Genomic DNA, 26008 nt, shown 5'->3' on the forward strand with positions numbered 1-26008 from the left:
TCTTCCATTTCACGCACCCAATCGAACTGCTCGCTCAAAGATGCCCAGTCCTTATCGGTTGTTAAAGTCCACATAATTACCTCCTTCGTTTTTCAATGGCGCCCGTTTCCAGTTCCGGGTCCAATGCTCATTTGTTTTTACATGCCCTTTACGCACCCATTTAAATACATTGTGTGCGAATTCATCCCGGTTAAAAGCAGCGGCATTACGGCTTACAATACCTTCCAATGTACAGGGTTGCTCCGTTGCGATGTCAATGGGATCAAATGCACCGGCAGTAGCCGTTATGTTCAATAACTTTTCTTCGAACAACAACCGGTTAGCGGGTGTACTTTCTATCCCGATCACCGGCACAGTGGGCAGTTCCAGCAGAGCGGCATAGAATTTTACTTCTTCCCAACTTAACCAGCGACCGGCTTCCCGTACGGCAAAAACATAAAAATGATGATCGAGTTGTTGGTACCGGATGGAATGCACGGCGTACAGATTCTCTAAAAATATTTCCAGATCGCCCAGGTCGTTTTTCACCAGTTGCCAGAACCCGCGCAAGGTCGCCGTCCAGGGCGAAGTGGTAGGTGCGGCATGCGAACGTGCAAACACGCCCCATTTGCTCAAACAGTTGTTCTCCCCGTCGAGCTTTTCGGTATGTACTACCTTATTTATTTGTTGCAGGTCGCTCCAGTAATCAAAATTTATCCGGTCGTCGCTGGTAGTGCCCGGCGAAAAGGGATAATGATACGTGCGACCGTATTTCTCGGATTGCATATATTTATCAGTATAGAAAAAGAATAGTGTTACACGCTTATATAGCGTGCTCAATCAGAAAGGATTATATGTGAAGGCGATTACATAACACAGGTTTGACCTTGTTTTTGAATAGCTGCAAAGTTAAACATTAATTGCGGCATTCAAATTGCAAATGCTTATATTTAAAAAAACCTTTCGCTATGACACTCACCGAGTTGCTTATACTTTTAGTTATTGCCGCCATCTGCGGAGGCGTGGGTCAGTCCCTGGCCGGGTACGATCTGGGCGGTTGTTTTGTTTCCATCGTCGTTGGTTTTATCGGCGCGTATATTGGGCTATGGATCGCCGGTAAATTCGGGTTACCTGAGATCTTTGCCATAAAGGTGGGTGGGAAAACATTTCCGGTTGTATGGGCGGTAGTGGGATCAGCCGTGTTCACATTGATAATCGCATTGATCCGCGGAGCTATTTTTGGGCGGAACAGGTTGTAATTGTTCAGGACCTAACCCCATTAAATAATGAATCGGCCATAAAACTCAATTGACCTGCAGATAAATTAAAATCGTCTTCAAGAAAGATCTTGTTTCCGATTGCCTTTAACGTGAGGTTTATCATTTTGGCCCATAACCCCATTTCTGCATTATTCATCATTCTTACTTCATGCTGACTAATACCCAGGATGAGAATATCTTTGATCAGTTCTTCAATATACGAATCACGTTTCTTCAAAATACCCTCAAACATGTAATGGTTCTCATACATATCTGATTTGAATATGGAGAATTTATTGGCCTTCAATTTTATATCTTCGAGCATACTGGTGATCAGTACATGAAATTTCCTGGTTGCCGATCCCTCTTTTTTCACTACTTCAGCAACACCGGCTTGCAGGGATTCTATATCACCCAACACTACTGCCTCAAAGATCTCCTCCTTCGTTTTATAATAATAATACAAAGCACTTTTCGACTTGCCTACCTGCCTGGCAATATCCTCCATGGTGGTCTTTTTAAAGCCAAACCTTTCAAACAGATCCCGTGCACCAATTAGTATTTCTTCCCTGAATGGGTCTTTTAAATCTTGACTATTCGACATTTTTGGTCGATTTTAAACTGTTTCTACAAATATACTGAATCCAGCAAAACCAGCCGCTCCGGAAAAACAGAAACGCAGGAGATTTCTACAGTTTTTATTGGTGTAAGCACTAATGGTGTTAATTATCAAATGTTTATTTCCGTCTTTTCGTCCGAAAATGTATTTACCGTTATTTACAATCCCATCCTTTTGCATTTTCTTAACAATTTAATTCGACCATTATTACAATTTAGTCGAAAAGTCATATTACTTTTGACCAACCAACCAAAATGGTCGAAAATTTAATGAACGAAATCACCATACTTCAAACAGTTTTTCGCCTCTTCACCACACAGGGCATACAGCTTTTTACGATGGATGATATTGCGGCGAAACTGGGCATTTCGAAAAAGACGTTGTACCGCTTTTTCACCTCCCGGCACGACCTGGTGAAGCAGGTATGTACACTTGCGGCTGCCAACTACAATCAGTCAATGGAAGAGGCGGATAAAACAGAGATAAACAACCTGCGCCGGGTACTTAGCTACATGACAGTCAATGTAAACTTCTGTAAGGCTACCTCTCCGGCTTTTTTCACTGATCTGCAAAAACACTATCCGGCAGAATCAGCGGCCCTGGTCAATACTCTGAATAACATTATTCACTCACGAATTCTGAAAGTGCTGGAACAGGGAATTGTAGAAGGTGTTTTCAGAGGAAGCCTGCACCCGAAACTGGTAGTGACCATTTTACAACAGCACATCCAAAAGGATTTTGAATTCGCCGCCGAACTGGTGAACGACTATTCAAAAGACGAAGTTTTCAGACAGGCCATGTACCTGTTCCTGTATGGCATTATAGCTCCGGAAGCAATTCCACAGCTGGAAAGCGAACTGCAACACTTCAGTTTCCCTAACAAGATGGCGCACACTGAAATAAATGAATCTATATAAATAACCAACAACTTTCTTAAATAAGCAATTAATGAAACACCATCCATCGCTTCGAACTTTTTGGCAACGCATGGTATTGCTTGTGGCCGGAGTAAGCGTTTTGTCGCTGGCAAATGCCCAAACCGCGCCGCTTTCCCTGAAAGAAGCATTACAACAGGCGTTGAAAAACAAATCGGAAGCCATCAAGGCAAGGCTCGACGAAGAGAACGGTCAATATAAAATTGACCAGGCCAGGTCACAGGCCCTGCCACAAATAAGCGCCAGCAGCGGCCTTACGTATAATCCTATTTTACAGTTAAGCGCCTTACCGGGTGAACTGGCCGGACAACCTGGTAAAACATTGCTGGTAGCATTCGGGCAAAAATGGAACAGCAATACGACTGTATCATTACAACAAACCTTGTTTGATAAAACTGTTTTCACCGGGTTAAAAGCAGCAAAAACCACCAAACAATATTACCAACTGGTTGCCGGTTTAACCGATGAGCAGGTAATTGAGAAAGTGGCCTCTCAATATTATCAGGTGTTGGTGCAACGCCAGCAACTGGTGGTTACCGACAGCAATATTGTCACCACCACCAGGGTAAAAAACGTAATTGAAGGACAGTATAAGAATGGGTTGGCAAAGAAGATCGATCTCGACAGAAGCAAAGTGAATCTATCGAACCTGGAGGCGCAACGCCAGCAGCAGATCAACTCGGTTCAACAACAGGAAAACACATTGAAATTCTATATGGGTATTCCCATCGAGACACCCATTACTATTCCCTATTCTGCATTGGACAGCATTCAACCGAAATTAACTATGCTGGATAATACACCAGATGTAAAGAAATTGTCAGACTACCAGGTTCTGAAAAAACAAGAGGAATTACTCGTATTACAAAAAGAAGCTACCAAAGCCGCCTATTATCCGTCCCTGTCGCTTTCAGGTAATTATGGCTACCAGGGCGTGAGTAATAAGTTTCCTGTAGGAAATAGCAGTACTAACTGGTTCGATTATGCATCCGTGGGGTTAAACCTGAAAATACCCATCTTCAACGGATTCTCTACCCGGTCGAAAGTACGACAGGCAGATGTTGATATCAGGAAGCTGCAGGCAGATATTAAGAATACAGAGTTGTCGCTGAACCTTTCTTATCAAAATGCCAAAACACAGCTTCGCAATAGCATTATTACCCTGAACAATCAAAAAGAAAATGTGACACTGGCCGAAGAAGTATATGCCAATACGCAAAATAACTATACACAGGGACTGGCGCCGCTGACAGATATGCTGGATGCTGAAAACTCATTGACAACAGCTCAAAATAATTATACCTCCGCTTTATTGGATTACCGGCTGGCAGAGATCCAACTCATAAAAGCGCAGGGAAATTTAAAATCACTCTTAAACTAATATTCGATGAAAAAGATCATCAGGATCATTGTAACAATCGTAGTAATAATTGTCTCCGTAGGAGCCATCGCCAAAGTGCTTTCGAACAACAAAAAGAAATCCGAAGAAAAAACCCAGACCGTAGCCCAAACCAATGCTACCGTTGCAGTACGAATAGACACCGTTAAACACGAAATCCCCGATCTGGATGTAGTAGCCAATGGCAATTTTGCGGCGGCGCAGGAACTGAGCCTCGCGGCAGAAAAAGCAGGCCGCATTGTACAGGTGCTGGCAGATGAAGGCAGTTATGTTCAAAAAGGACAAACAGTAGCCACTATCCGTGTTGATCAGTTGTCGGTTGATCTGCAAAATGCCGAATCAAATTACCAGACAGCCCTTACCGACCTGGAACGATATGAAAATGCATTTAAAACAGGCGGTGTTACCCAACAACAGCTCGACAATGCCCGCCAGAGCGTGAACAATGCAAAGACCAAGCTGGAACAAAGCCGCATTAACCTGGGCGATGCCAGCATTCGTGCTACCATCAGTGGGATCGTAAACAAACGGCATATTGAACCAGGAAGTGTTGTTTCCCCCGGCACCGCTTTATTCGATATCGTGAACGTTTCCACGCTCAAGCTGAAGGTTACTGTAAACGAAGCACAGATCCCTTACCTCAAGTTAGGCAAACAGGTGTTGGTGAAAGCAAGCGTATTTCCTGATAAAACATTCTCAGGCAATATCAACTTCATAGCGCCAAAAGCCGATGAAGCGCTGAACTTCCCTGTAGAGATTACCATCACCAATAATGCCGCCAATCAACTGAAAGCAGGTATGTACGGAACCGCCGTTTTTGATTTCCCCAACCAGTCAGCTGTTATCATGATCCCCCGCACCGCGTTCGTGGGCAGTGTGAACAGTAAGCAGGTATTTGTGATCGATAACGGTGTAGCCCGGCTGAAATCAGTTACCCCAGGCCGGGTAATTGGTGAAAAAGTAGAAGTGCTTGACGGTTTGACCGAAGGCGCCATTGCTATCACCAGCGGACAGATCAATCTTGTTGACGGTACCAGGGTGAGCATTATTCAATAAGCGCCGGAACAACCATCATTGTAAAATAACAAAAATGAAATTAGCTGAAATATCTATAAAACGCCCCTCCTTCGTGATCGTGCTGTTCACGATCCTTACGCTGGGCGGTTTGTTCTGTTACACTTTACTTGGGTATGAACTGATCCCTAAATTCGATAGTAATGCTGTAACGATCACTACGGTTTATCCGGGTGCATCACCGTCGGAAGTGGAAAACACCGTTACCAAGAAAATTGAAGATGCGGTAGCTGCGGTGGAAAATATCAAGAAGCTGGAATCTAAATCATTCGAAAATATTTCATTGGTGACGCTGAACCTGAACAGCGGCGCCGATGCAGATTATGCTTTGAACGATGCGCAAAGAAAGATCAATGCGATCTTAAAAGACTTACCCGATGATGTGGATCCACCATCGCTCGTTAAATTTTCGCTGAGCGATCTTCCTATCCTTACTTTATCCGCTTCAGCCAAAATGGACGAATCGGCTTTCTTTGACCTGGTCGACAAGCGTATCAGCCCTGCCCTTTCACGCGTAAACGGCGTGGCGCAGGTAAATCTGATTGGAGGACAGGAAAGAGAAATACAGGTAAGCCTGGATGCAGAAAAACTAAAGGGTTATGGATTATCCATTCCGCAGGTGCAGCAGATCGTCCTCGGTTCCAACCTCGATTTCCCTACCGGTAATGTACAAACCCGTGAACAAAGTATCCTCGTCCGGTTATCGGGTAAATATAAAAATGTAAACGATCTGCGCAATCTGGTGGTCACATCCCACAACGGAATAGCCGTTCGGCTGTCAGACGTTGCCGATGTACAGGATGCCCAAAAGGAAGTGGAAAAGATATCGCGGGTTAACCAGAAGAATTCTATTGCCTTACAGATCATAAAACAATCTGATGCCAATGCGGTGGCCGTGGCAGAAGAGATCAAAAAGAAAATTACCTCGCTGGAGCAACAATATGGCGCCAGCAATTTAAAACTGGATATTGCAAACGACAGTACCGTGTTCACCCTGGAAGCAGCTGACAGCGTTGTACACGACCTGTTGCTGGCTGTGGTGCTGGTTGCTTTTGTGATGTTGTTCTTCCTGCACAGCATAAGGAACTCGTTGATCGTAATGGTATCCATCCCCGCGTCTTTGATCGCTACGTTTATTGGAATGGCCTTGTTGGGGTATACATTGAACCTGATGAGCCTGTTAGGTCTTTCACTGGTGGTAGGTATCCTGGTCGACGACGCCATTGTGGTGCTTGAAAACATTTACCGGCATATGGAAATGGGTAAAAACCGCGTTCGCGCCGCCTTCGAAGCCACCAAAGAGATCGGGTTTACCGTTACTGCCATCACGATGGTAATTGTAGTAGTTTTCTTACCTATTGCACTGAGCACCGGTTTGGTATCAAACATCATAAAACAGTTCTGTGTAACCGTTATTATCGCCACGCTGTTATCATTATTATCATCATTTACCATCGTGCCCTGGCTTTCTTCCCGGTTTGGAAAACTGGAACATCTTACCGGTAAGACCATCTTCGGCAGAATTATCCTCGGTTTTGAAAAAGGACTTACGGCTTTCACCCACTGGATCAGCAACATCCTGGAATGGGCATTGAAGCACAAACGCATCACTCTGGCCATTGTAGTGGTACTTTTTGTTAGTTCTTTATATATGCTGGCCGGCGGTTTTATTGGTGGTGAGTTCTTCGCCAAAAGCGACAGGGGCGAATTCCTGGTGCAGATGGAATTACCGAAAGACGCGTCCATTGAGCAAACCAACCAGGCGACACAAAAAGCAGAAGCCTTTTTACGTAAAAAGCCCGAAGTCGTAGACCTGGTTACTACTGTAGGTCAATCGAGTGATGGAATGGCCGGTAGCCAGTCTACTGCCTACAAATCAGAGATCCGTATAAAGCTGGTCGATGAAAAGCACCGCACGGATGATTCGTATGTATATGCCGCCAAAATAAAAAGAGCATTGCAAAACGAGCTGGTAGGCACCAAAGTTAAAACAACGCCGATAGGGATATTAGGTACTGCCGATAATGCCCCCCTGGCATTGGTTGTTATGGCGCCCAACCTCGACAGCGCCATGGCATTTGCCAATGCCGCGCATGACGAATTGAAAAAGATAAAAGGCGCCACAGAGACCAAGCTCACGGTAGAAGCCGGTAACCCCGAGATCAATGTGCAGGTTAACAGGGATAAAATGGCCAGTCTGGGTTTAACGCTTCAAACAGTGGGTACTACCATGCAAACTGCCTTCAATGGCAACACCGATGGTAAGTTCAGAGCAGGTGAATATGAATATGACATCAACATCCGCTATAACAGTTTCAACAGATCGAATATTGAAGATGTACGGAACCTTGAATTTGTAAATGACCAGGGCCAGCGCATCAAATTATCGCAGTTCGCCACGATCGCAGAATCATCGGGCCCCAGCCAGTTAGAACGTAGAGATAAAAGTCCATCTGTAACCATCCAGGGTCAAACGGTGGGTCGCCCATCAGGTACAGTGGCCGGGGAATGGCAGAAAGCTTTTGAAAAACTGAGAAAGCCTGCCGGGGTAAGCTATGTGTGGGGTGGCGATATGGAAAATCAAACAGAAGGATTTGGTACACTTGGCGTAGCGCTACTGGCTGCCATCCTGCTGGTATACCTCGTGATGGTATTATTATACGACAGCTTTGTATATCCACTGGTAGTATTGTTCTCTGTACCACTGTCATTTATCGGCGCCCTGCTGGCACTGGCATTAACCGACAACTCTTTGAATATATTTACCATCCTGGGTATCATTATGCTGATCGGCCTGGTTTGTAAAAACGCCATCATGCTGGTAGACTTTACCAACCATCGTAAAGCGGCCGGAGAATCTACTTATAAAGCGTTGATACAGGCAAACCATGCCAGGCTTCGCCCTATTTTGATGACAACCATTGCGATGGTGTTCGGGATGCTGCCCATCGCCCTTGCTTCCGGCCCCGGTGCGACATGGAAAAATGGGTTGGCCTGGGTAATTATAGGCGGATTGATCAGTTCGCTGTTCCTAACGCTGATCATTGTACCTGTTATCTATGCCATTTTCGACCACTGGATCCAACGCAGAAAAAGCAGAAAACAACAAAAAACCATCGAGGAATTAATGACAGAAGAGTATAAACCAGCTGAAAGCGAAGATGGTTTTACACCGGTACATGTAGTTTAATAATTAATAAGGAAGGGCAAGTACGATAGATAGGTTCATTTTCAGGAATGGTGCATCCCGATTCATCGGGATGCTTTTTTATTGTAGATTAATACACAACGAATAAAGAACTTTCGCATAATTTTCTTCATCACGCCGCCTATATAATTAACCTTACCTCATGCATAGTTGATCCGACCGGGGCATGAATTTTTCTGCAATTATTTTGTTAAATCTACTAAAGCCCTGGTATTTACCAGGCCTGGTAGATGTTTGTGCACCATTTAAACTAACCGCGTATGAAAAGCATTGATGCCAACCAAAGCAACTCAGTGATCTTTCCATGTATTATTATCCTTCTCTTTCTTCTCAATCTATCATTACACACAGCAGCCAACAACATTCCCGGTAAACGATTTATTTCCGTAAGCGGAAAAGTTACCGGCGCTAACGACCAGCAGCCGTTGCAGGGCGTTTCTGTAACGGTAAAAGGAACCACTATAGGTACCGCCACAGATGCAGAAGGTTTGTACCGGTTCAACAATGTAGAAGGCAATGCCACCCTGGTATTCAGCATTGTTGGTTACCAGGCCATGGAAGTACCTATAAGGAACCGTACCGTTATTGACGTATCCTTACAGGTTGAAGCCGGCACCCTGATGGAAACGATTGTTACCGCCAATGCCATCCGGCGCGACAAACGCTCGCTGGGCTACTCGGCACCTGTAGTAAAAAGCGACGAACTGTTGAATGGCCGCAGTACCAGTCCGTTAAGCGCCTTACAAGGCAAGGTGGCCGGGGTGAATATTACCAGCGTTGGCGGGGCCCCCAACAGTTCTACCCGGATTGTATTACGTGGCGGTTCTTCCATCAGTGGTAACAACCAGGCACTCATTGTAGTAGATGGTATACCTATCGATAACTCAGATTTTTTGGGTGGCAGTGATCTGCGCACCTCACAAAACAGCGGTGTGGTTGACCCCAGAAGCACCGTTAACTTCGGTAATCGTGGAAATGATATTAATCCCGAAGACATTGAGTCCATCACCGTACTGAAGGGCCCAACAGCCGCCGCCCTCTACGGTTCCCGCGCCTCTAACGGCGCCGTTGTTATTACAACGAAGTCTGGGCGCAAGGGACAAAAAAATGAAGTGACCGTTAGTTCAACCGTTACATTCTCAAACGTTTTAAAACTGCCCAAACTGCAAAACGGATATGGGCAGGGTTATCAGGTTGGTTCTGACGCCAATGGAAAAAATGAATATTATAATGATCCAATTGAAAACTGGAGCTGGGGTTTTCCATTTAATGACTCCCTACAGGAATGGGGCCAGGAGATCAATGGCGTACGTTTGAAAAAGCCGTATTCCGCTCAAAAAGACAATATTAAAGATTTCTTTGAGCTGGGTAAAGGCATCAGCAATACCGTTTCATTTGCCGGCTCGGGCGAAAAAACAACATTCTATTTATCGCTCAATAGTTTGAATTCGGATGGCATTATGCCTTATAACAAGGATACCTACAACCGGTACAATGTTCGGTTTAACGGTACTGCTAATTTGAATAATAATTTTTCTACCAGCGTAAGCATTAATTACAGCCGCGTTAACAGTAACCTGGTGCAGGGCGGGCAGGGCCCCGGTTCAGTGTTTGACAACGTGTTGCAAACACCGCGGGATATACCCCTTGATAAAATGGGTGACCTGAATAATCCTTATTATGGTTATGGGTTCCTGAATGCCCGGGGTGAACCGGTGTATGGCTTTTATGCCGCCTACACCGTGAGCCCTTATTGGTTATTAAAAAATTATAAGAATGAGAATGATGTTGACCGGGTGACCGGCAATTTCACCATCAACTATAAGCCACTGAAATGGTTGAATATCGTAGAACGGATCGGTGCTGACGTATATAGCGACCGCAGAAGATTCAAATACCCGAAATTCAATTATTACCCGTGGGATGAAACAACAGGTAATTATGGCCGGTTCAATGCACACTCGGAAGTAGGTCAATACCGGGAAAATACTTTTAACGTCAGTGAAGTGGTACATGACCTGATGGTCACTGCCAAAAAAGATTTCGGCAATTTTACCAGCAGCCTGATGATAGGACACAACCTGCGCCAACGGACCTCCTCCCTGCTGGATGCAAGCACCAACGAATCTTTCGGGCTTATTGTACCAGGCTGGTATAACCTAGATAACAGCAATGGTCCCTTATATAATTTCAATGAATACAGCCAGCGCCGTTTAATGGGTCTGTATGCGCAATTAACTATGGGGTATAAAGATCTCATCTTCCTTGACCTCACCGCGCGGAACGACTGGTCTTCTACCCTGCCCAAAAACAACAACTCTTTCTTTTATCCCAGCGCCAGCGCTTCTTTTGTTTTTTCTGAATTGCTGAAAGACGGGAAAATTGGCGATGTGTTAAATTATGGTAAGTTACGGGCCAGTGTAGCCCAGGTGGGTAACGATGCCAATCCATTCCTGCTTAACAACTATTATGCACGGGCTGAAATAGACGGCAGCTTTGGCAGCACTACTTTTCCTTTTAACGGCGTACCCGGCCTAACCCGGTACGGACGGATCGGTAATCCCAATTTAAAACCAGAGATCACCACCGCCTATGAAATTGGTGCGGAAATGAATCTCTGGAATAACCGCCTGTATGTTGACTTCTCCGTTTACAAAAACAGATCAAAAGACCAGATACTCACCATTCCGATCGCTGAATCATCAGGTTTTACCAGCAAGGTGATCAATGGCGGTATTGTAGAAAACAAGGGTATAGAATTAAGTTTGCGCGGTACCCCCATCCGCACCTCATCAGGTTTTTCGCTTGAACTGTATGGAACCTACACCCGTAACCGCAACAAGGTGGTTGACCTGCAACAGGAAGGTGTAACCCAGGTGTCACTGGGCGGGCTGGCAGATATGGCGGCCGTAGCGGCTGAAGGAAAACCATATGGCACTTTTTATGGGGTAGATATTCAACACGATGACCAGGGAAGAGTGATCGTTGATCCCAAAACCGGTCTTCCGCTTGAAACTACCGGCGCTATTTATTTTGGTTCTTACAATCCCAAATACGTAGCCTCACTGGGCGCCAATGTGCGTTACAAACAATGGAGCTTTAATATTCTTTTCGATAGAAAAAGCGGCGGGCAGTTTGTTTCGCGCACCAAGGATATAATCGATTTCAACGGAACGGCCTGGGAAACAGCAGAACATGGCCGCGAACCTTATGTATTCCCCAATTCCGTTTATTATGACGCCACCAATAAACTGGTACAAAATACAACGATTAAAATGTTACCGCAGGATTACTTCAGTGACCTGCCTTATGGCCGCAATGTGCTCGACGCTTCCTATGTTAAACTACGGGAAGTAAGTCTGAGCTATAAATTGAAGAAAAGCGCGCTTAAAAATGGCCCCTTCGGCGATCTGACCTTTGGCTTATTCGGGAACAACCTGTTTTTATGGACGCCTTCTGTCAACAAATATGTTGACCCTGAAATCAATTCGGCGGGCGCCACCAACCTGCAGGGATTCGACTTCACTGCACAGCCTTCCCAACGGAATTTTGGATTTAATATAAGCGCCAGTTTCTAACCGTTAAAAATTGAACTATGACAACTCATTATATAAAAAAATGCTGCATTGTACTGTTGGTTGTTACGGCCATCGGCTTTGCCGGCTGTAAGAAATACCTGGATACGAATACGAATCCTAATTTATCAACTACCGCAACACCCGATCTGTTATTGCCTGCTGTACAGGCAGCAATAGGACATGTACTGGGCAACCCGCTTCAGATCTATGGCAGCTTTTGGGCGCAGTTCTGGACACAAAATCCCAAATCTTCACAATATAGAAGCATAGATCAATACGCCAGCACCACTACTGATTTTGACCGGGTATGGCGCATGATGTATTCCGATGCGTTACAGGACATCCAGGAAATATTGAATCTAACGCAGGGGAAACAAAGTTTAGACCAGTATACTGCCATCGCCTTATTAATGAAAGCCTATGATATGCAGTTAGCCACCGATGCGTTTGGCGATGTGCCTTTAACCCAGGCCGCCACGCCTAATATTACCAATCCAACATATACACCACAACAACAAGTATACGATAGCATCTTTGCGTATGTAGACCGCGCCATATCATTAATAGATGTCAACGCAGAAGTAACGCCCTCCAGCGATGACCTGATCTTTCAGGGTGATATGGAACAATGGCTGCGTTTTGCCAATACCTTTAAATTACGGGCGTACTTACGTTTGTCGGAAGTAGCGCCACAAAAAGCAGCGGCCGGTATAGCATCATTAAGTAGTGACACTACGCTCTTCCTGGAACAGGATGCCCAGATCAATTACAGCGCTATCGGTGGCAATCAAAATCCCCTGTTTTCTGAAATGCTTGGCCTGGGCCGAACCCAGAACATAGTGGCCAGTGAAACAGTGACCAAATTCATGACGCAAAATAATGATCCACGCGCTGATGTATTTTTTAACCGGTTCACGAACGCAGCGGGCGTTGATTCTATCATCGGCATCAAACAGGGATCTTACAGAAGCTCCGCCAGCACCATGTACTCATTTCCTTCGCCTGTGGTTGGCGCCAATGGACGGGACGACAAATCAGCCAATGCCCCGGTTAAATTTATGTCGGCCGCGGAAAGTAAATTTCTACAGGCAGAAGCAGTGGTAAGAGGCTGGTTGAATACAGGTGTGCCCGCCCAGACTTTGTTCACGGAAGGTATTGAGGCGAGTTTTAATTCTTATAGTGTGCCAGGCGCAGCCACGTATATAGCTTCTGCACCAGCCGCACAATGGCCGGCCGGAACGCAGGCACAGATCAGGGCCATTATTATTCAAAAATGGCTGGCCATGACGGGCAACCAGGGTTTTGAAGCCTTTACAGAATGGCGCCGTACCAATTACCCTGATTTCTTTACCACCTCCGCAGCGAGTACATTGGGAGCAGAAAGAATGCCTGAACGCTTAATATATCCCAGCGGTGAAGTAACAAGAAATGCCAATTTCCCGGGCATTGCTTTAATTTATACAAAGATGTGGTGGGATGCTAACTAGAAAAACGAAGTAGGAAGTAAGAAGTAGGAAATAGGAATCTCGCGAATTTCATATTTCCTACTTCTTTACCCGTTCAACAATAACTAATAAACTCAATAACTTACGAACTTAATAACTTAAACTTAGCGCTCGTCAACTGGTCAACTAATATTTATCCACCCCCTCTCCCCCATGTTTACCAACAACCTGCCACCCTTCGTAATATCTGCAAAGGAAATAAACGGCTGATGCAGGGTTTTACCATTCAGTTGCATGGTTTGAATATACGGATGTTGATCGCTGTTATTTTTTGTTTCAATCACGAATTGTTTTCCGGGATAATATTTTTGATTGAGTTGAATAGTGATCTTGTTAAACAACGGACCGGCAATGCCCATTTGTGGATTTGAATCAGTCAATCCCTTTACATCAAACAAGCCCATGGAGGCAATTACATACCAGGCGCCCAGTTGTCCCTGGTCTTCATCCTGTCCGAACCCATAACCATGCACCGGTTCAGTTCCATAAAATTTGAAGGGGCAGGTTTGGCCATGCCAAAGGGAACAGCGCCCGGCGTATAATGAAACCAACGGCAATGGGCCGTACCAATATTGGGATCAACAAATTGAGTAAGACTGGTGGCGTTTTGCGCTTTACCCTGCACGCTAACTACCACTATCATAACAACAAAGGCAAACAATTCTTTTTTCAAAACGTATAATTTTTGACCAGGTCTTAAATAACACCTGGTTGTTGATAACAAAAACTTCCCGCACCCAACACAGCAGCCAGTTCGCCCAATACCGAGGTAGTGATGAAGACATGGGCATAACGACTTTCCATGCCCGCCAATAATGCATTTTTAAACAGCGGGTACGACTGGGCGATATTTCCGCCAATAACGACGGCCTTTGCATCCGTTTCATCAATAAACCGGTTTAAAAAGGCAGCGAGGTTCTTGCCAAACTCCGCAAACAATCCTTTTACCAGGTTGTTCGAGAAAGCCTGCGCGGCCAGTTCGCGTACGCCAAGGATCTGGTCACCGGTAATAGCAGCATATTGTTTTACAAACCATCGGGTGGACAAATATTCTTCTGCTATGCTATCCTGAAAGGGCATATTCCAGCGGTCAGCGCTTCTGGCTGCTCCTTTTTCATAAATAGCGGTCCCCAGTCCTGTGCCTAATGTAACACTCACCGCATGCTGGTACCCGCTTACACTGCCACTAAACACTTCACCCTGTAAAAAACAGGCGGCATCATTATGTATGTGAATGTCACAGGCAGCCACTTCCAATACCGGCGCCAGTAATTCTTTTACATTCAGCGCATATAACTGCGGGTATTTATTTTGATCGCTGATGCGGCAAATCCCTGTTTCATAATCAAAGGGACCGGGCATGGCCAGACAAATCTTCTGAAACCGTTGTTGCTGCATGGCCTGTTTAATACACAGCGCCCAGGTAGCAATTATTTCGGGGGCAGCAGCCATTGAGTTCACCGACAAACGCACGAGGGAAGAAGTGACCAATTGTTTATTGGTGAAATCAACCTGCCCGGCGGTGATGTGTGATCCGCCTATATCTGCACCTATAACTATGGAAGGGCTTGTCATGTTGTTGGGTTGGATGATAGGTTCTTCCAGTCTTTTTCTATTTGCTCCAGGGATCGGCCTTTTGTTTCCGGCAACAATTTATATACCGTAATAAATGCGATCAAACAAAACCCGGCAAACAACCAGAACGTAAAGGCGGTTCCAATGCTTTTTAACAAGATGGGCGTTAACTGGCCCACAATGGTATCGGCCATCCACATCACCATAATGCTGATGGCCATGGCACGGCCGCGAATAGGGCCGGGAAAAATTTCCGACGCCACAACAAATTTCAACGGTCCTATTGAGAAGGCAAAGGAAGCCAGGAATGCCAGCACACAAACCAGCATCGCCCAACCGGTAGTAGCGCCGGCAAAAAAACAAATGCCGGTCAGCAACAGACTGATCGTTGCACCCGCTGTACCTACCAAATACAAAGGCCGCCGGCCGAGGCTATCTACTTTCCAGATGGCAATTAAAGTAAACAACATATTGGCGCCGCCAAAGATGATCTGGCTTAATAAAGAATTGCTAAGCGAAATGCCGGCATTGTTCAAAATACTGGGACCATAATAAATGATGGCATTGATACCACTGAACTGGGAGAACAGCGGCAACAGTATACCTATGATCATTGCTTTGCGCCATTGCGGTTCCAGCAGTGTACGATAGGATATTTTTTTATCTGGCTGCCGATCCAACCAGCGTGGACTTTCCGGTACTATAAACAATCCGAAAAAGAATAAGGTGGCTGGTATTACGCCCACCGCAAACATGCCCCGCCATACTTCATCAACCAGCAAGGTATGCCACCAGCCGGGCGCATCATTGGTATGTGTTATTCCATAATTCAACAAAGCCGAATTGGTTAAATACGCTACCAGTATGCCCAGCGTTACGGCAAACTGGTAATACGTAACCAGCCGGCCCCGGATATGACTGGGCGCAATTTCAGAAATATACAACGGCACTACGTTACTGGCCAGCCCGATGCCGATACCGCCCATTACCCGCGCTACAATAATCCCCGGCAAGGAAGGCAGCATAGAACAGCCCAGCGCTGACAATAAAAATAACAGTGCAGCCAGTATCAACGGTTTTTTTCTACCCAGGCGATCGCTTAGTTCGCCCGAAATGGCCACCCCAATGATACATCCTACCAATGCAGAGGAGACAAACCAACCTTCCAGCCCCGCAGAGAAGGAGAACTGCGTTTTTAATAAAGGCAGTACACCCGATACCACCGCCATATCGAACCCAAACAACAACCCACCCAGCGATGCCACCAGCGTGATTAAAAAAAGACAGGCGCCTTTATTATTAGTTACCATAGCAGGTGCTTTTCTTATGTTGAATTATTTTTTCGATCTTTTAGAACCGGCAGGCGTCGACATCGACGGTGGTGCATCGCCTGGTTTGCTGCCCCAGTTCATATTGGGTTCCGGTCCCATTTCCAGCACCAGCGAGCCGCCATCCACCAACTCAGCATGATAGAACCAGGGTTTGTTCAATACCTTTCCATCCAATGTGGCTGATTGTATATACCTGTTCTTATCTGACACATTGTGCGCTTCAATGGTAAAGCTTTTACCAGAATAATAAGCGGGATCCAGTGCAATAGTTATTTTTTCAAAGATCGGACTGCCTATTTCATAAAATGGTTTTACCGAAGCGCCGCCATCTGTTTCAAACAATCCCATAGCCGCCATCACATACCAGGCGCCCATTTGTCCTTCGTCTTCATCACCCAGCCAGCCATGTAATGGGGTAGAACCATAATACCGGTTCATGATCTCGCGCGTATAGTTTTGCGTGAGCCAGGGTTTACCGGAATAATTGAATAACCAGGCAGCCTGCATATTGGGCTGATTACCGTGATTGATGGGTACCCGGTCATACAGATCGCCCTCAGCATTAAAGTTGAATTTGGTTGATTTTTTAAATCCTTCTTCGAGGCGATCATTAAATTCATCTTTGCCCATCAGGTTTAAGATGCCTTGTACATCATGTGGATTAAAGAAACTATACTGCCAGGCATTGCCTTCCAAATAACCAGGACCGCTGAAAGAGGTGCAGCAATAGGGATTCCATTCCTTCACCCAGGAACCGTCGCGGTGTTTCATGCGAATATATTTGGTGGCAGTATCAAACACGTTTTTATAGTTGCCGGCGCGTTTAATGAATTGTTCATACTCGGTTTTCCTGCCCAGCGCTTTGGCCATTTGCGACACACACCAATCATCATACGCATATTCCAGGGTGTTGGAGACCTGGCCTTCCTCTGTAGGCACATAACCCAGCTTCATGTACGAATCAAAAAACTTGTTGCCGGCAAACCCGCCTTCCGGCGTTACCACACCCGGCGTTGTTTGCTGGTGCAGCATGGCTTTGAAAGCATTCTCCGCATCAAAATTGCGAATGCCTTTTTGATATGCACCTACGATGAGCGGTATTTCGTGCGAAGCTTCCATAATGCCGGAATACTCAATCCCTGCAGGGCCTTTGGGTAACCAGCCGCCGGTATTATAGATCTCCAGCAATGATCTCACCCAGTTGTTGGTCAAATCGGGATTTACCAAGGACCATAACTGGTTCAGGTTCCAGAAAGTATTCCATAAAGCATCACTGCCATAGATGGGCGAATCAGGTTTTGTTTGCCGGATCTTTTCATTTACATCCACATACTTTCCGTTCACATCGCTCCAGGTGGTACGGGCTACATACGAACGGTACAGGTTGGAATAGAATTTCTTTTTATCTGTTTCCGTACCACCTTCCACCTGTATCTTACTCAACAGGGTATTCCATACTTTTTTGGCGTTGTCTTTTACCGCATCGAAATTCCAGTTAAAGGGATTCATTTCTGTTTCCAGGTTCAACCGGGCATCCTCGATACTTACCAGCGAAATAGCAGATTGCATCAACAACACGTCGTTTGTTGTTGTTTTGAAATTCGCAAAAGCGCCCATGCGGCCTTTGCCTGCTACTTCGTTCACCTCTTTTATATTTTGATTGTCTTTCCAGCCACCAAAGCTTTCAATGGGTTTGTTAAACCGAACTACAAAATGAACGATGTATTCATTCCAGCTCCATTTTTGTTTTGAATAGCCTTCAATTTCCCTGTCACTCACTTTGGTGAACTTCGCATCCAGGATCTCGGCGGTATTTTCGAAAGGAATATCCAGGTCCAGCAGGATATGCAGGTCTTCTTCTCCGGGGATAGAAAAACGGAAGAACCCGGCGCGGGTAGTGCTGGTGAGCTCGGTGGTAATATCACCGTTCATCAGCTTTACGCCATAATAACCCGGACTTGCTTTCTCGGTTTCTTTATAGATCCGCGAGCGGTAACCGGTTGTCCAGCCCGTGGTGGGACCATCAGCAGGGCCCCGGTGCGTATTCAACGCCCCAACTGTAGGCATAACCGATAACCCGGCCATAGTCCAGGAATGGATATGACTAAAGCCGCCAATATTGTTCAGGGTATACTCGTACCCTGATTTCCAAACACCACCCTGGTTATCAGGCGCCAATTGTACCATGCCAAAGGGCATGGTTGCGCCGGGATTCAACATCCAGCGCGACTCAGAAGTTCCCAGTAAGGGATCGGCATAATCTACCGGTTCTTTCTGTTGAGCAATTACGCCAATAACGCAACTACTCATAATGACAAACAACAACAATCTTTTCATAATGCTGACTGGTATTATTTTAGTTCAGTTATATTTTCTTTACAAAAAGCCTTTACCACTTTTGCCACACCTGTGCCTTGATTTATGAGGGTATAACTTGTTGCCGCAGCAGGGATCACAAAAGTTTCGGCATAATTAAAACTGGTAATAACCCCGTCACCCGTTTCAACCGACACTGAACTTCCTTCTACCAGCATTAAAATATGACAGGTATTATTTGTTTGCACCGTAATACGGGTGGTGAATTCTATCCGGTGCACATCATAAAAATGCGCTGGATGCGTAGGACAATGTACCAATTGCCAGTCGTTCCCCTGCCCGATCACCGATTGTTTTGAGATCAACTCATCTTTAATCCCTTTACCTTTTCTTTCGAAATTCAGATTATTGAACGCATGCCCGATGTTGATAGCTCTTGGCTCACCGTTTAGGTCTAACCGTAACCAATCGTACATTTTAAAAGTAAATATATAGGGGGTTGCACTTATTTCAAGAACCAGGTTGTTAACACCGGCGCTGTGTACTGTTCCGTTGGGAATTAAAAACAGGTCATGTTTAAATGCTGCATGCGATTGCACATATTCATTGATGGTCACTTCCTGTTTGTTGGCATTGCTGTTTTCCAACACCTCACGGAAGATTATAGGATCAATTCCTTCCTGGAAACCCAGGAACACCTGCGCACCTTCTTTACAGTCGAGTATATAATATGTTTCGTCCTGGGTGATGGTCTCGCCAAAATTTTTTCGGATGTATTGTAAAGAAGGATGGCATTGGATGGAGAGATTCCCCCCTTCCCAGGTATCCAGGAAATCGAAGCGGATCGGAAATTCATACCCGAACAAACCGGCATGTTGGCCGAGCACATTGTTATTTTCCTGGAACATCAGGCAATCGAACGACACTTCCAGCAAATTGCCATTGCTTTCGAACACCAGTCCGTTTTCAGGAACGATCAGCTCAAATGACCAGGCATAGTTTACTTCGTCTTTATTCAATTCCTTTATGTGTTCTTTCATCCATTGTCCGCCCCAGGCGCCGGCTTCAAACCAGGGCCGCACCCGGAACACGCTTTTACTCATTGCGGACAGGCCTTCCTGCAGGGAAGCTGCCAGCATCCAGTTCAGCGAATCTTTCCATTGACCATCGGCAATCACGGTAATGTTGGGCAGTAAATTCTTTTTATATTCATTCAGCACTACCCAGTCAACGAAATAAAATCGCTTGTACATGTTCGAAGAACGGGTAACTTTTTTACTGCCCAGGTTGGTAATGCTGCCGGCACGCATGCGGTACTGTATCTCATTTTTCGGCAGATCGAGGTAAACTACCGGCGCATCCCAGGAAAGCATAGCGGCGCCGGTGCCATATACAATCGTGCAGTCAGCATCGGGATCGGGTTGTAGCGCCAGTAACTCATTCATGTTGAAAAAATCACTCAGCCTGAAATTACATTTCGTACCCCATACCGAGTCTTCGGTGCCCAAGTAGGGCGCCACCATCTCATCGATCACTTCTTCTTTTTTCATACAGGCGCTCACATCTATCCACTGTACTTTTACCCCGTTCGACTCGAATACAGTCTGCAGGCATTGCTTTACTTCTTTCCAGAAAATACCGCCATAGCCATCGATCATAATTTGTTTATGACCGGTCATCCATTGGGCAAGCGAGGTATAGCCATAGAAAATTTTATCAGCGCCCAACGCATGAAACGGGTACATATGATATTCATCACTTGCTGTTGCGCCAACTTGTACCTGTTGGGGCAATATTGGCTGCGAACTTACGCGCCGTTTAATACCTGTATCTTTACCAACCCTGTTTCCCGATGTTTCGTACATACTCCAAATGTATGTACATACATTAAAACATACCATGATTGCAGCGATATTTTTTTATTTTTGTTAGAATCAGCTCTCAAAATTTCACCCAGTATGAAACTTCGAATAGATCATAAAAGCCATGTCCCGCTTCACTTGCAGGCCGAGGAATTGTTGCGGAATATCATCGCGGACCCTCAATATGCCGATGGCAAGTTCCTGCCCAATGAGGTAGACCTGGCCAAGGAACTGGCCATTAGCCGTACCACCCTACGGCAGGCCCTTAATAAACTGGTATATGAAGGTTTGTTGATACGTAAGAAGGGGATCGGCACCAAAGTAGCTGAAGCGTCGGTAAGTTCCAAATCAAAGAACTGGTTGAGCTTTTCGCAGGAAATGCAGGCCCGGGGCATTCCCATCAAAAATTTCGAGTTGCACGTTACCTGGGTATTTCCTGATGAAGCGGTGGCCAATTTTTTTGAGATCGGTACAGATAAGAAGGTGTTGAAGCTGGAAAGGCTGCGAGGCCGTCCCGAAGGGCCGTTCGTATACTTTGTATCGTTTTTTCATCCACGGGTTGGGTTAACAGGTGAAGAAGATTTCAAGCGGCCTTTGTACGAAATACTGGAGAAGGATCACCTGGTGGTAGCTAATCTATCGAAGGAAGAGATCAGCGCCAAAGCGGCGGGTAAATTCGTTGCCGGCAAATTGGAAGTGGAGCCAGGCAGCCCCATCCTGTTCCGCAAAAGGTTTGTATATGACCAGGGGGATAGACCGATTGAGTATAACTTAGGCTACTATAAAGCGGATAGCTTTGTATATACAATTGAATCCAGAAGAGAATAGTTGACGAGTTACAAGTTGACAGGTTAAAGAGACAGAAGAAGGTTGGGTGGAATAAAGCAGTAACTTTAAAATATATAATATGTCATATGAAACGCCCACCCATCGATTGGCCAGCTGCACTAAAGCCACTACTTAAAAAGTATAAAAACAAAAAGCATCCGCTCGATGCTGCCAATCCTTATCAATGGATTGTAATGGTTGTTTTATCTGCGCAGGCAACTGACAGCCTCATCAACCAGTTGGCCCCGGACTTCTTTAAAGCATATCCCGATATGAAAGCCCTTGCCAAAGCGGATCCCAAATCTTTATTCCCGCTCCTCAGCAAGGTCAGGAATTTTGCGCATAAAGCGCAGTGGTTGGTGAGCATGGCAAAGGAGATAAAAACCGACAGCAATATTCCGCTTGAAATAGAATCGCTGGTTGAACTTCCAGGTATTGGAAGAAAATCGGCCAATGTGATCCGGCGTGGGGCTAAAGCAACACCCCAGGGAATTATCGTTGACCTGCACACCATCAGGGTGGCAACCAGGCTGGGCGTTGAAAATACAACCAATGCTGAAAAGATCGAAAAACAATTAATGGAACTGTTGCCTGAAAAGGAATGGGATGCTGGTATGGCCATGTCGTTCCTGGGCAGGGAGATTTGTCAGCCAGAACCTAAATGTCCTGTTTGTTTAATGAAGCCTGTTTGCGCCTATTACAATGGCTGGAAAGTAGCGGGGGAAGTAAAGAAGAAAAAGGTTAAGAAGTAATCGATGATGACAAATAAACCGAATGCTTACTATAAAAGAGTAAAATAAACAACAAAGGCTTCGTCTGCGATGTGTGACATCCGACGAAGCCTTTGTTTATTTAGTTAACGCTGCGATCAAAAGTTAGGATCGAAGTTGAAGTAGATCGGGTTCGATAAGCCGACCATATTTCCGCTCAGTGTTTGTGATACGGGTACCTGCGGATAAGGTGTTGATGGCCCTTCTACCACCACCCGATAATAGGTGCGACCTTCTGTAGCTGGTGTATCGGTAAATTCGATCACGGGATTTTTACCGGTTGTTTTATAAGTGCCAAATGGATCACCGTTCTTAATTACGGTTATGGTATAGGTTGAGTCTGCTACGTTTTTGCCTGTTAATTGCACCCGGAATCTGGCAAGTTTACCTGTTGGTTTGGTATTGTCGCCCATCATCATATCCATTTTACCATCCTGGTCCAGGTCGGCATAAAATTCAACGCGCGGCGCAAAAGGGTTGGCGCTAACAGAAACTCTTCCATTCGTAAGTGCCTCTACAACGGCTTCCCGGGTACGTGCGGTAGCAAATACCCAGGTGGTGGGCGTTCCTACATAATTAGCAGTGGCCTGTTTGCTGTTGGGCGTTGCTTTGTCGGGTGAATCGGGTACACCGTGATGCGCATCGCTTCCGCCTCTGCCGGTGATCTTGCGGCCCGATGAAAGCATGTCGTCCCAGATCAACAGGGCATTTACATTTTTTTGCCATACAGCAGAATTCCAAACTTCCATGGAGCTGAGCATGTCGTATGAATAACCAAAATGATCTTTGGGCCCCATGGGATGGTTTGCCGATAAATGAATGCCCAGTTCTTTTACTACTGATTGGATCACGATGTCGCGTTGGTCGCGCACAAAATAGAGGCGTTGGTGATCATAAGGATGGGCAGAAAATACATTACCATGTCCGCGGTTGGTTGTCCACTCAGCGCCATACAATAAAAGCACCGAGTCTGATTTAAACTCCGGGTCTGCCCAGGTATGGTTGGGAACATCCCCACCAACATGGTTGTCATGGTCGGTGATACAGATGTAATCTATACCAACCGATTTTGAAAAGTTTATGATCTTCGATACAGGATTGTTGGATGATTCTTTACTGTGGCGTGAATGCAGGTGCAGATCGCCTTTTAGCCATACACCACTGGTAAGACTGGCTACCGGTGGCATATTGTAAATAGTGGAAGGCGCCCAGGGATCTTTGGGGTTGGGTTCATTTGATTGTGCTGTAGCTGCATGACTGATACAAGTGGCGATACCTATTAGTAATCCGCTACATACCATACCAATTACCCGGTTCATTATGCTGTTATTGCTCATCTTTCTGTATTTGCTTTAAATTATACAAGTAACATCAATGGTGTTAAATTAGAAATCTTTCTCCATTTGGAATCCTTAAAATATAAGAATTGTCTATCCTACGCCTAATTGGAGGGTGCAAATTATCAATGGTTTTATTGGAAAGTGAATTAAGAAATTATTACGCGACAACATCAACGTCTGTGGAGAAGATTTTTAATGTGGGGAATATTTAACCCAAATGATTTTTGGCACAATAGATGTTGCTCATTGCACAAAAATAAGCGTAAATGTTTATTCGACACATATAGCTGTTTTTCTAGGTTTCAGAATAACCTAGTTTTGCTTCACCATTATTTTAAGGCCTGATTAATCTTTGAAAAACGATGAAAACACCAGTATCCCTGTGTGTCATGGCACTGTGCGTGCTTATGACAATGCATTCCTATGCAACTAACTATTATGTAGACCCCTCAAATTGGGGATTGAATCAAGGAACATTGACCGACCCGTGGAGATCTATAAATGATATACCATGGTACATTAATTACTTCAAACCCGGTGATACCCTGTTTTTGAAACGCGACCAATGGTATACCGGCACACTCTCCATCAACAGCTCGGGCAGCGCCGGCGCGCCGATCGTGATCATGGGCTATGGAGCAGGCAACGCTCCGAAACTTCAGTATAATGTTGCCAGTCCCACCGAACAAAATATTTACGACAGAACCGTCATCCGGCTCTACCAGGCCAATTACATTGTGATCGATGGCCTTGAATTGACTGATGACTACATTCCCTGGTGGAATCATAATGTAACCGCCAACTGTGGTTATGGCGTTAACATCTATGGCACCAACGGCAATGGATCGCATAACGTAATAAAGAACGTTACCATCTCCAAGTTGGGATGCGGCGTGGCAATCGAAGGTGGAGATTACAATACCGTTACAGATTGCACTATCACTAATTTGCGAATGATCCTGAATACACCCGATATTCAGTGGGACGACTTTGGCGCCATGGGCATTATGATTGGCAGTAGCAACAATACCATTACCCGTAATATTATCCAGGATTGCTATAGTAATAGCTACGATTATACCATAGATGGCGGCGCCATTGAAATGTATGGCGCTGTAAGCAATAACAAAATACTGTATAATAAGTGCAGTGAGAACCTGGGCTTTATGGAATTTGGCAGTTCTTCCGGCGAACAGGCGCTCAACAATGTAATTGGCTACAACCTGTTAATCAATAACGGACACGTATTCTGGATCAACACCAACAACGGCTATGGCGTGGATGTACGAAACCTGCAGTTTTACAATAACAACGTTATTGAAACACATACACCCCGTTTGCCTGAAGTAAGAAACCTGATAGGCATTGCATCGATGCCTGCTATCTCGAACGTGTTGACCATGAAGAATAATATTTTCTGGATCAACACTTCTTCCAACGTCACCGACCCAAACATCCAGCCGTTTAACGGGCCGCAGTTGATCCACCAAAGCAACGTGTATCATTTGACTGGTGGACTTATGGGTTTTAATATGGATGGTTCTGAAAAGAAATTGACTGCCAACGACCAGGTGTTCGCCAATACATCTGACAGTGATCCTAATCAATGGGATTTCGAGCTAAGTTTGTTCAGCGCAGCTGTAAACATTGGACAAAACACTGGTATTAATAAAGATTTTTTCGATCAGGCTGTTCCTACTGATGGAATGTATGATGCCGGAATTTCACAGCAGGATATGACTGCACGAATACAGAGTGTGCTACCACTACAATTCCTTTCTGTTAAAGGTTTGCCCGGCGCCAATGGAAATACGGTAGCGTGGGAAACAACCAACGATGCCGCCAATCACTTTGAAGTGGAAAAAAGTAACGATGGCAGTACTTTCAGCAAGATAGCAGATGTACCCTACAATGCTAAAACCGGTACAACCAGTACAAAATACCAGTACGTAGATGTGAATAAAGCGGGGGATGTTCAGTATTACCGGATCAAAGTGGTAGGAGCTGGCAGCGATGGCACTTATTCGCAAGTCGTTTCCATTAAGAGCAGTTCTTCAACTGATAATAATCTCAGCCTGACCGTTTACCCGAATCCGGCCCAGGATTACTTATATGTGAAAATGACAGGCAATGATCTGCTGAATAAAGAATTGGTGTTGGTGAATATGTCGGGTATGGAATTAAGAAGAACACGGATCACAAATGCCAGCAACCAGACACAACTGAATGTTAGTGATTTGCCGAAAGGCGTATATGCAATAAAATTAATGGACGACAAAACCAATAAGCCGCAAAGCATTCTATTTACGAAAAAGTAAAATTGAAGAAGCCCTGATAGTATCGTCAGGGCTTTTTCTTTTATCAGCTATGCGCATTAATTGCGTTAGTCAGCACCTTGAAGATCACTTCAGACATTTGCTTGTCGTAGAA

Annotated in this window: 19 protein-coding genes; 10 read left to right on the forward strand and 9 right to left on the reverse strand. The window is 45.2% G+C overall.

All coding sequences use genetic code 11. The features are described 5' to 3' along the window. Window positions 1-51: 51 nt before the first annotated feature. The gene (locus ACJ751_RS05540; protein WP_407744381.1) at window positions 52-765 is read right to left on the reverse strand and encodes an RNA ligase family protein; all 714 of its coding nucleotides are present in this window, start codon (window positions 763-765) and stop codon (window positions 52-54) included. Window positions 766-947: 182 nt separating this feature from the next. On the opposite strand from ACJ751_RS05540, the gene ACJ751_RS05545 reads away from it, so the two are divergent. Beyond that, window positions 948-1238 carry a hypothetical protein gene (locus ACJ751_RS05545; protein WP_407744382.1) on the forward strand — a complete coding sequence of 97 codons (291 nt, stop codon included), beginning with the start codon at window positions 948-950 and terminating at the stop codon, window positions 1236-1238. Between the two features lie 4 nt (window positions 1239-1242). Here the strand turns inward: ACJ751_RS05545 and ACJ751_RS05550 are convergent, their stop codons facing one another. Next, complete coding sequence (locus ACJ751_RS05550) at window positions 1243-1842, reverse strand: TetR/AcrR family transcriptional regulator (protein ID WP_407744383.1); 600 nt, start codon at window positions 1840-1842, stop codon at window positions 1243-1245. A gap of 269 nt (window positions 1843-2111) precedes the next feature. Between ACJ751_RS05550 and ACJ751_RS05555 the strand changes: the two genes are divergently transcribed. From ACJ751_RS05555 to ACJ751_RS05580, 6 genes are all read left to right on the forward strand, one after another. Continuing rightward, window positions 2112-2774 carry a TetR/AcrR family transcriptional regulator gene (locus ACJ751_RS05555; protein ID WP_407744384.1) on the forward strand — a complete coding sequence of 221 codons (663 nt, stop codon included), beginning with the start codon at window positions 2112-2114 and terminating at the stop codon, window positions 2772-2774. 31 nt (window positions 2775-2805) lie between these two features. Beyond that, complete coding sequence (locus ACJ751_RS05560; protein WP_407744385.1) at window positions 2806-4173, forward strand: TolC family protein; 1368 nt, start codon at window positions 2806-2808, stop codon at window positions 4171-4173. Between the two features lie 6 nt (window positions 4174-4179). Further along, on the forward strand, window positions 4180-5247 hold the full coding sequence (locus ACJ751_RS05565) for an efflux RND transporter periplasmic adaptor subunit (protein ID WP_407744386.1): 1068 nt from the start codon (window positions 4180-4182) through the stop codon (window positions 5245-5247). A 34-nt stretch (window positions 5248-5281) separates the two neighbouring features. Further along, window positions 5282-8455 carry an efflux RND transporter permease subunit gene (locus ACJ751_RS05570; RefSeq protein WP_407744387.1) on the forward strand — a complete coding sequence of 1058 codons (3174 nt, stop codon included), beginning with the start codon at window positions 5282-5284 and terminating at the stop codon, window positions 8453-8455. 278 nt (window positions 8456-8733) lie between these two features. Further along, window positions 8734-12051 (forward strand): SusC/RagA family TonB-linked outer membrane protein, encoded by a 3318-nt coding sequence (locus tag ACJ751_RS05575; RefSeq protein ID WP_407744388.1) that lies wholly within the window; start codon window positions 8734-8736, stop codon window positions 12049-12051. 17 nt (window positions 12052-12068) lie between these two features. Then, entirely contained in the window at window positions 12069-13538 is a 1470-nt protein-coding gene (locus ACJ751_RS05580; RefSeq protein ID WP_407744389.1) for a SusD/RagB family nutrient-binding outer membrane lipoprotein, read from the forward strand. A gap of 140 nt (window positions 13539-13678) precedes the next feature. Here the strand turns inward: ACJ751_RS05580 and ACJ751_RS05585 are convergent, their stop codons facing one another. Genes ACJ751_RS05585 through ACJ751_RS05610 form a run of 6 tightly spaced genes read right to left on the reverse strand, consistent with a single transcriptional unit; the run spans window position 13679 to window position 20643 of the window. After that, complete coding sequence (locus tag ACJ751_RS05585; RefSeq protein WP_407744390.1) at window positions 13679-14029, reverse strand: glycoside hydrolase domain-containing protein; 351 nt, start codon at window positions 14027-14029, stop codon at window positions 13679-13681. Further along, window positions 13969-14229 (reverse strand): hypothetical protein, encoded by a 261-nt coding sequence (locus ACJ751_RS05590; RefSeq protein WP_407744391.1) that lies wholly within the window; start codon window positions 14227-14229, stop codon window positions 13969-13971. The genes ACJ751_RS05585 and ACJ751_RS05590 overlap by 61 nt, the downstream gene beginning before the upstream one ends. A 23-nt stretch (window positions 14230-14252) precedes the next feature. Next, window positions 14253-15131 (reverse strand): ROK family protein, encoded by an 879-nt coding sequence (locus ACJ751_RS05595; RefSeq protein WP_407744392.1) that lies wholly within the window; start codon window positions 15129-15131, stop codon window positions 14253-14255. Then, the gene (locus tag ACJ751_RS05600) at window positions 15128-16441 is read right to left on the reverse strand and encodes an MFS transporter (protein WP_407744393.1); all 1314 of its coding nucleotides are present in this window, start codon (window positions 16439-16441) and stop codon (window positions 15128-15130) included. Before ACJ751_RS05600 ends, ACJ751_RS05595 begins: the two co-directional genes overlap by 4 nt. 24 nt (window positions 16442-16465) lie before the next feature. Continuing rightward, a complete protein-coding gene (locus ACJ751_RS05605) occupies window positions 16466-18799 on the reverse strand; it encodes a GH92 family glycosyl hydrolase (protein ID WP_407744394.1) in 2334 nt (777 codons plus the stop codon). 14 nt (window positions 18800-18813) lie between these two features. Continuing rightward, the gene (locus ACJ751_RS05610; RefSeq protein ID WP_407744395.1) at window positions 18814-20643 is read right to left on the reverse strand and encodes a class I mannose-6-phosphate isomerase; all 1830 of its coding nucleotides are present in this window, start codon (window positions 20641-20643) and stop codon (window positions 18814-18816) included. Between the two features lie 93 nt (window positions 20644-20736). On the opposite strand from ACJ751_RS05610, the gene ACJ751_RS05615 reads away from it, so the two are divergent. Next, complete coding sequence (locus ACJ751_RS05615; RefSeq protein WP_407744396.1) at window positions 20737-21468, forward strand: GntR family transcriptional regulator; 732 nt, start codon at window positions 20737-20739, stop codon at window positions 21466-21468. Window positions 21469-21554: 86 nt separating this feature from the next. Continuing rightward, window positions 21555-22220 (forward strand): endonuclease III domain-containing protein, encoded by a 666-nt coding sequence (gene nth, locus ACJ751_RS05620; protein ID WP_407744397.1) that lies wholly within the window; start codon window positions 21555-21557, stop codon window positions 22218-22220. A gap of 116 nt (window positions 22221-22336) precedes the next feature. Here nth and ACJ751_RS05625 read toward each other — a convergent pair whose 3' ends face one another. After that, entirely contained in the window at window positions 22337-23575 is a 1239-nt protein-coding gene (locus ACJ751_RS05625; protein WP_407744398.1) for a CehA/McbA family metallohydrolase, read from the reverse strand. 464 nt (window positions 23576-24039) lie between these two features. On the opposite strand from ACJ751_RS05625, the gene ACJ751_RS05630 reads away from it, so the two are divergent. Further along, on the forward strand, window positions 24040-25896 hold the full coding sequence (locus ACJ751_RS05630) for a T9SS type A sorting domain-containing protein (RefSeq protein ID WP_407744399.1): 1857 nt from the start codon (window positions 24040-24042) through the stop codon (window positions 25894-25896). The last annotated feature ends 112 nt before the right edge of the window (window positions 25897-26008 follow it).

The organism is Niastella sp., assembly GCF_045805085.1.
Classification (GTDB): Bacteria; Bacteroidota; Bacteroidia; order Chitinophagales; family Chitinophagaceae; genus Niastella.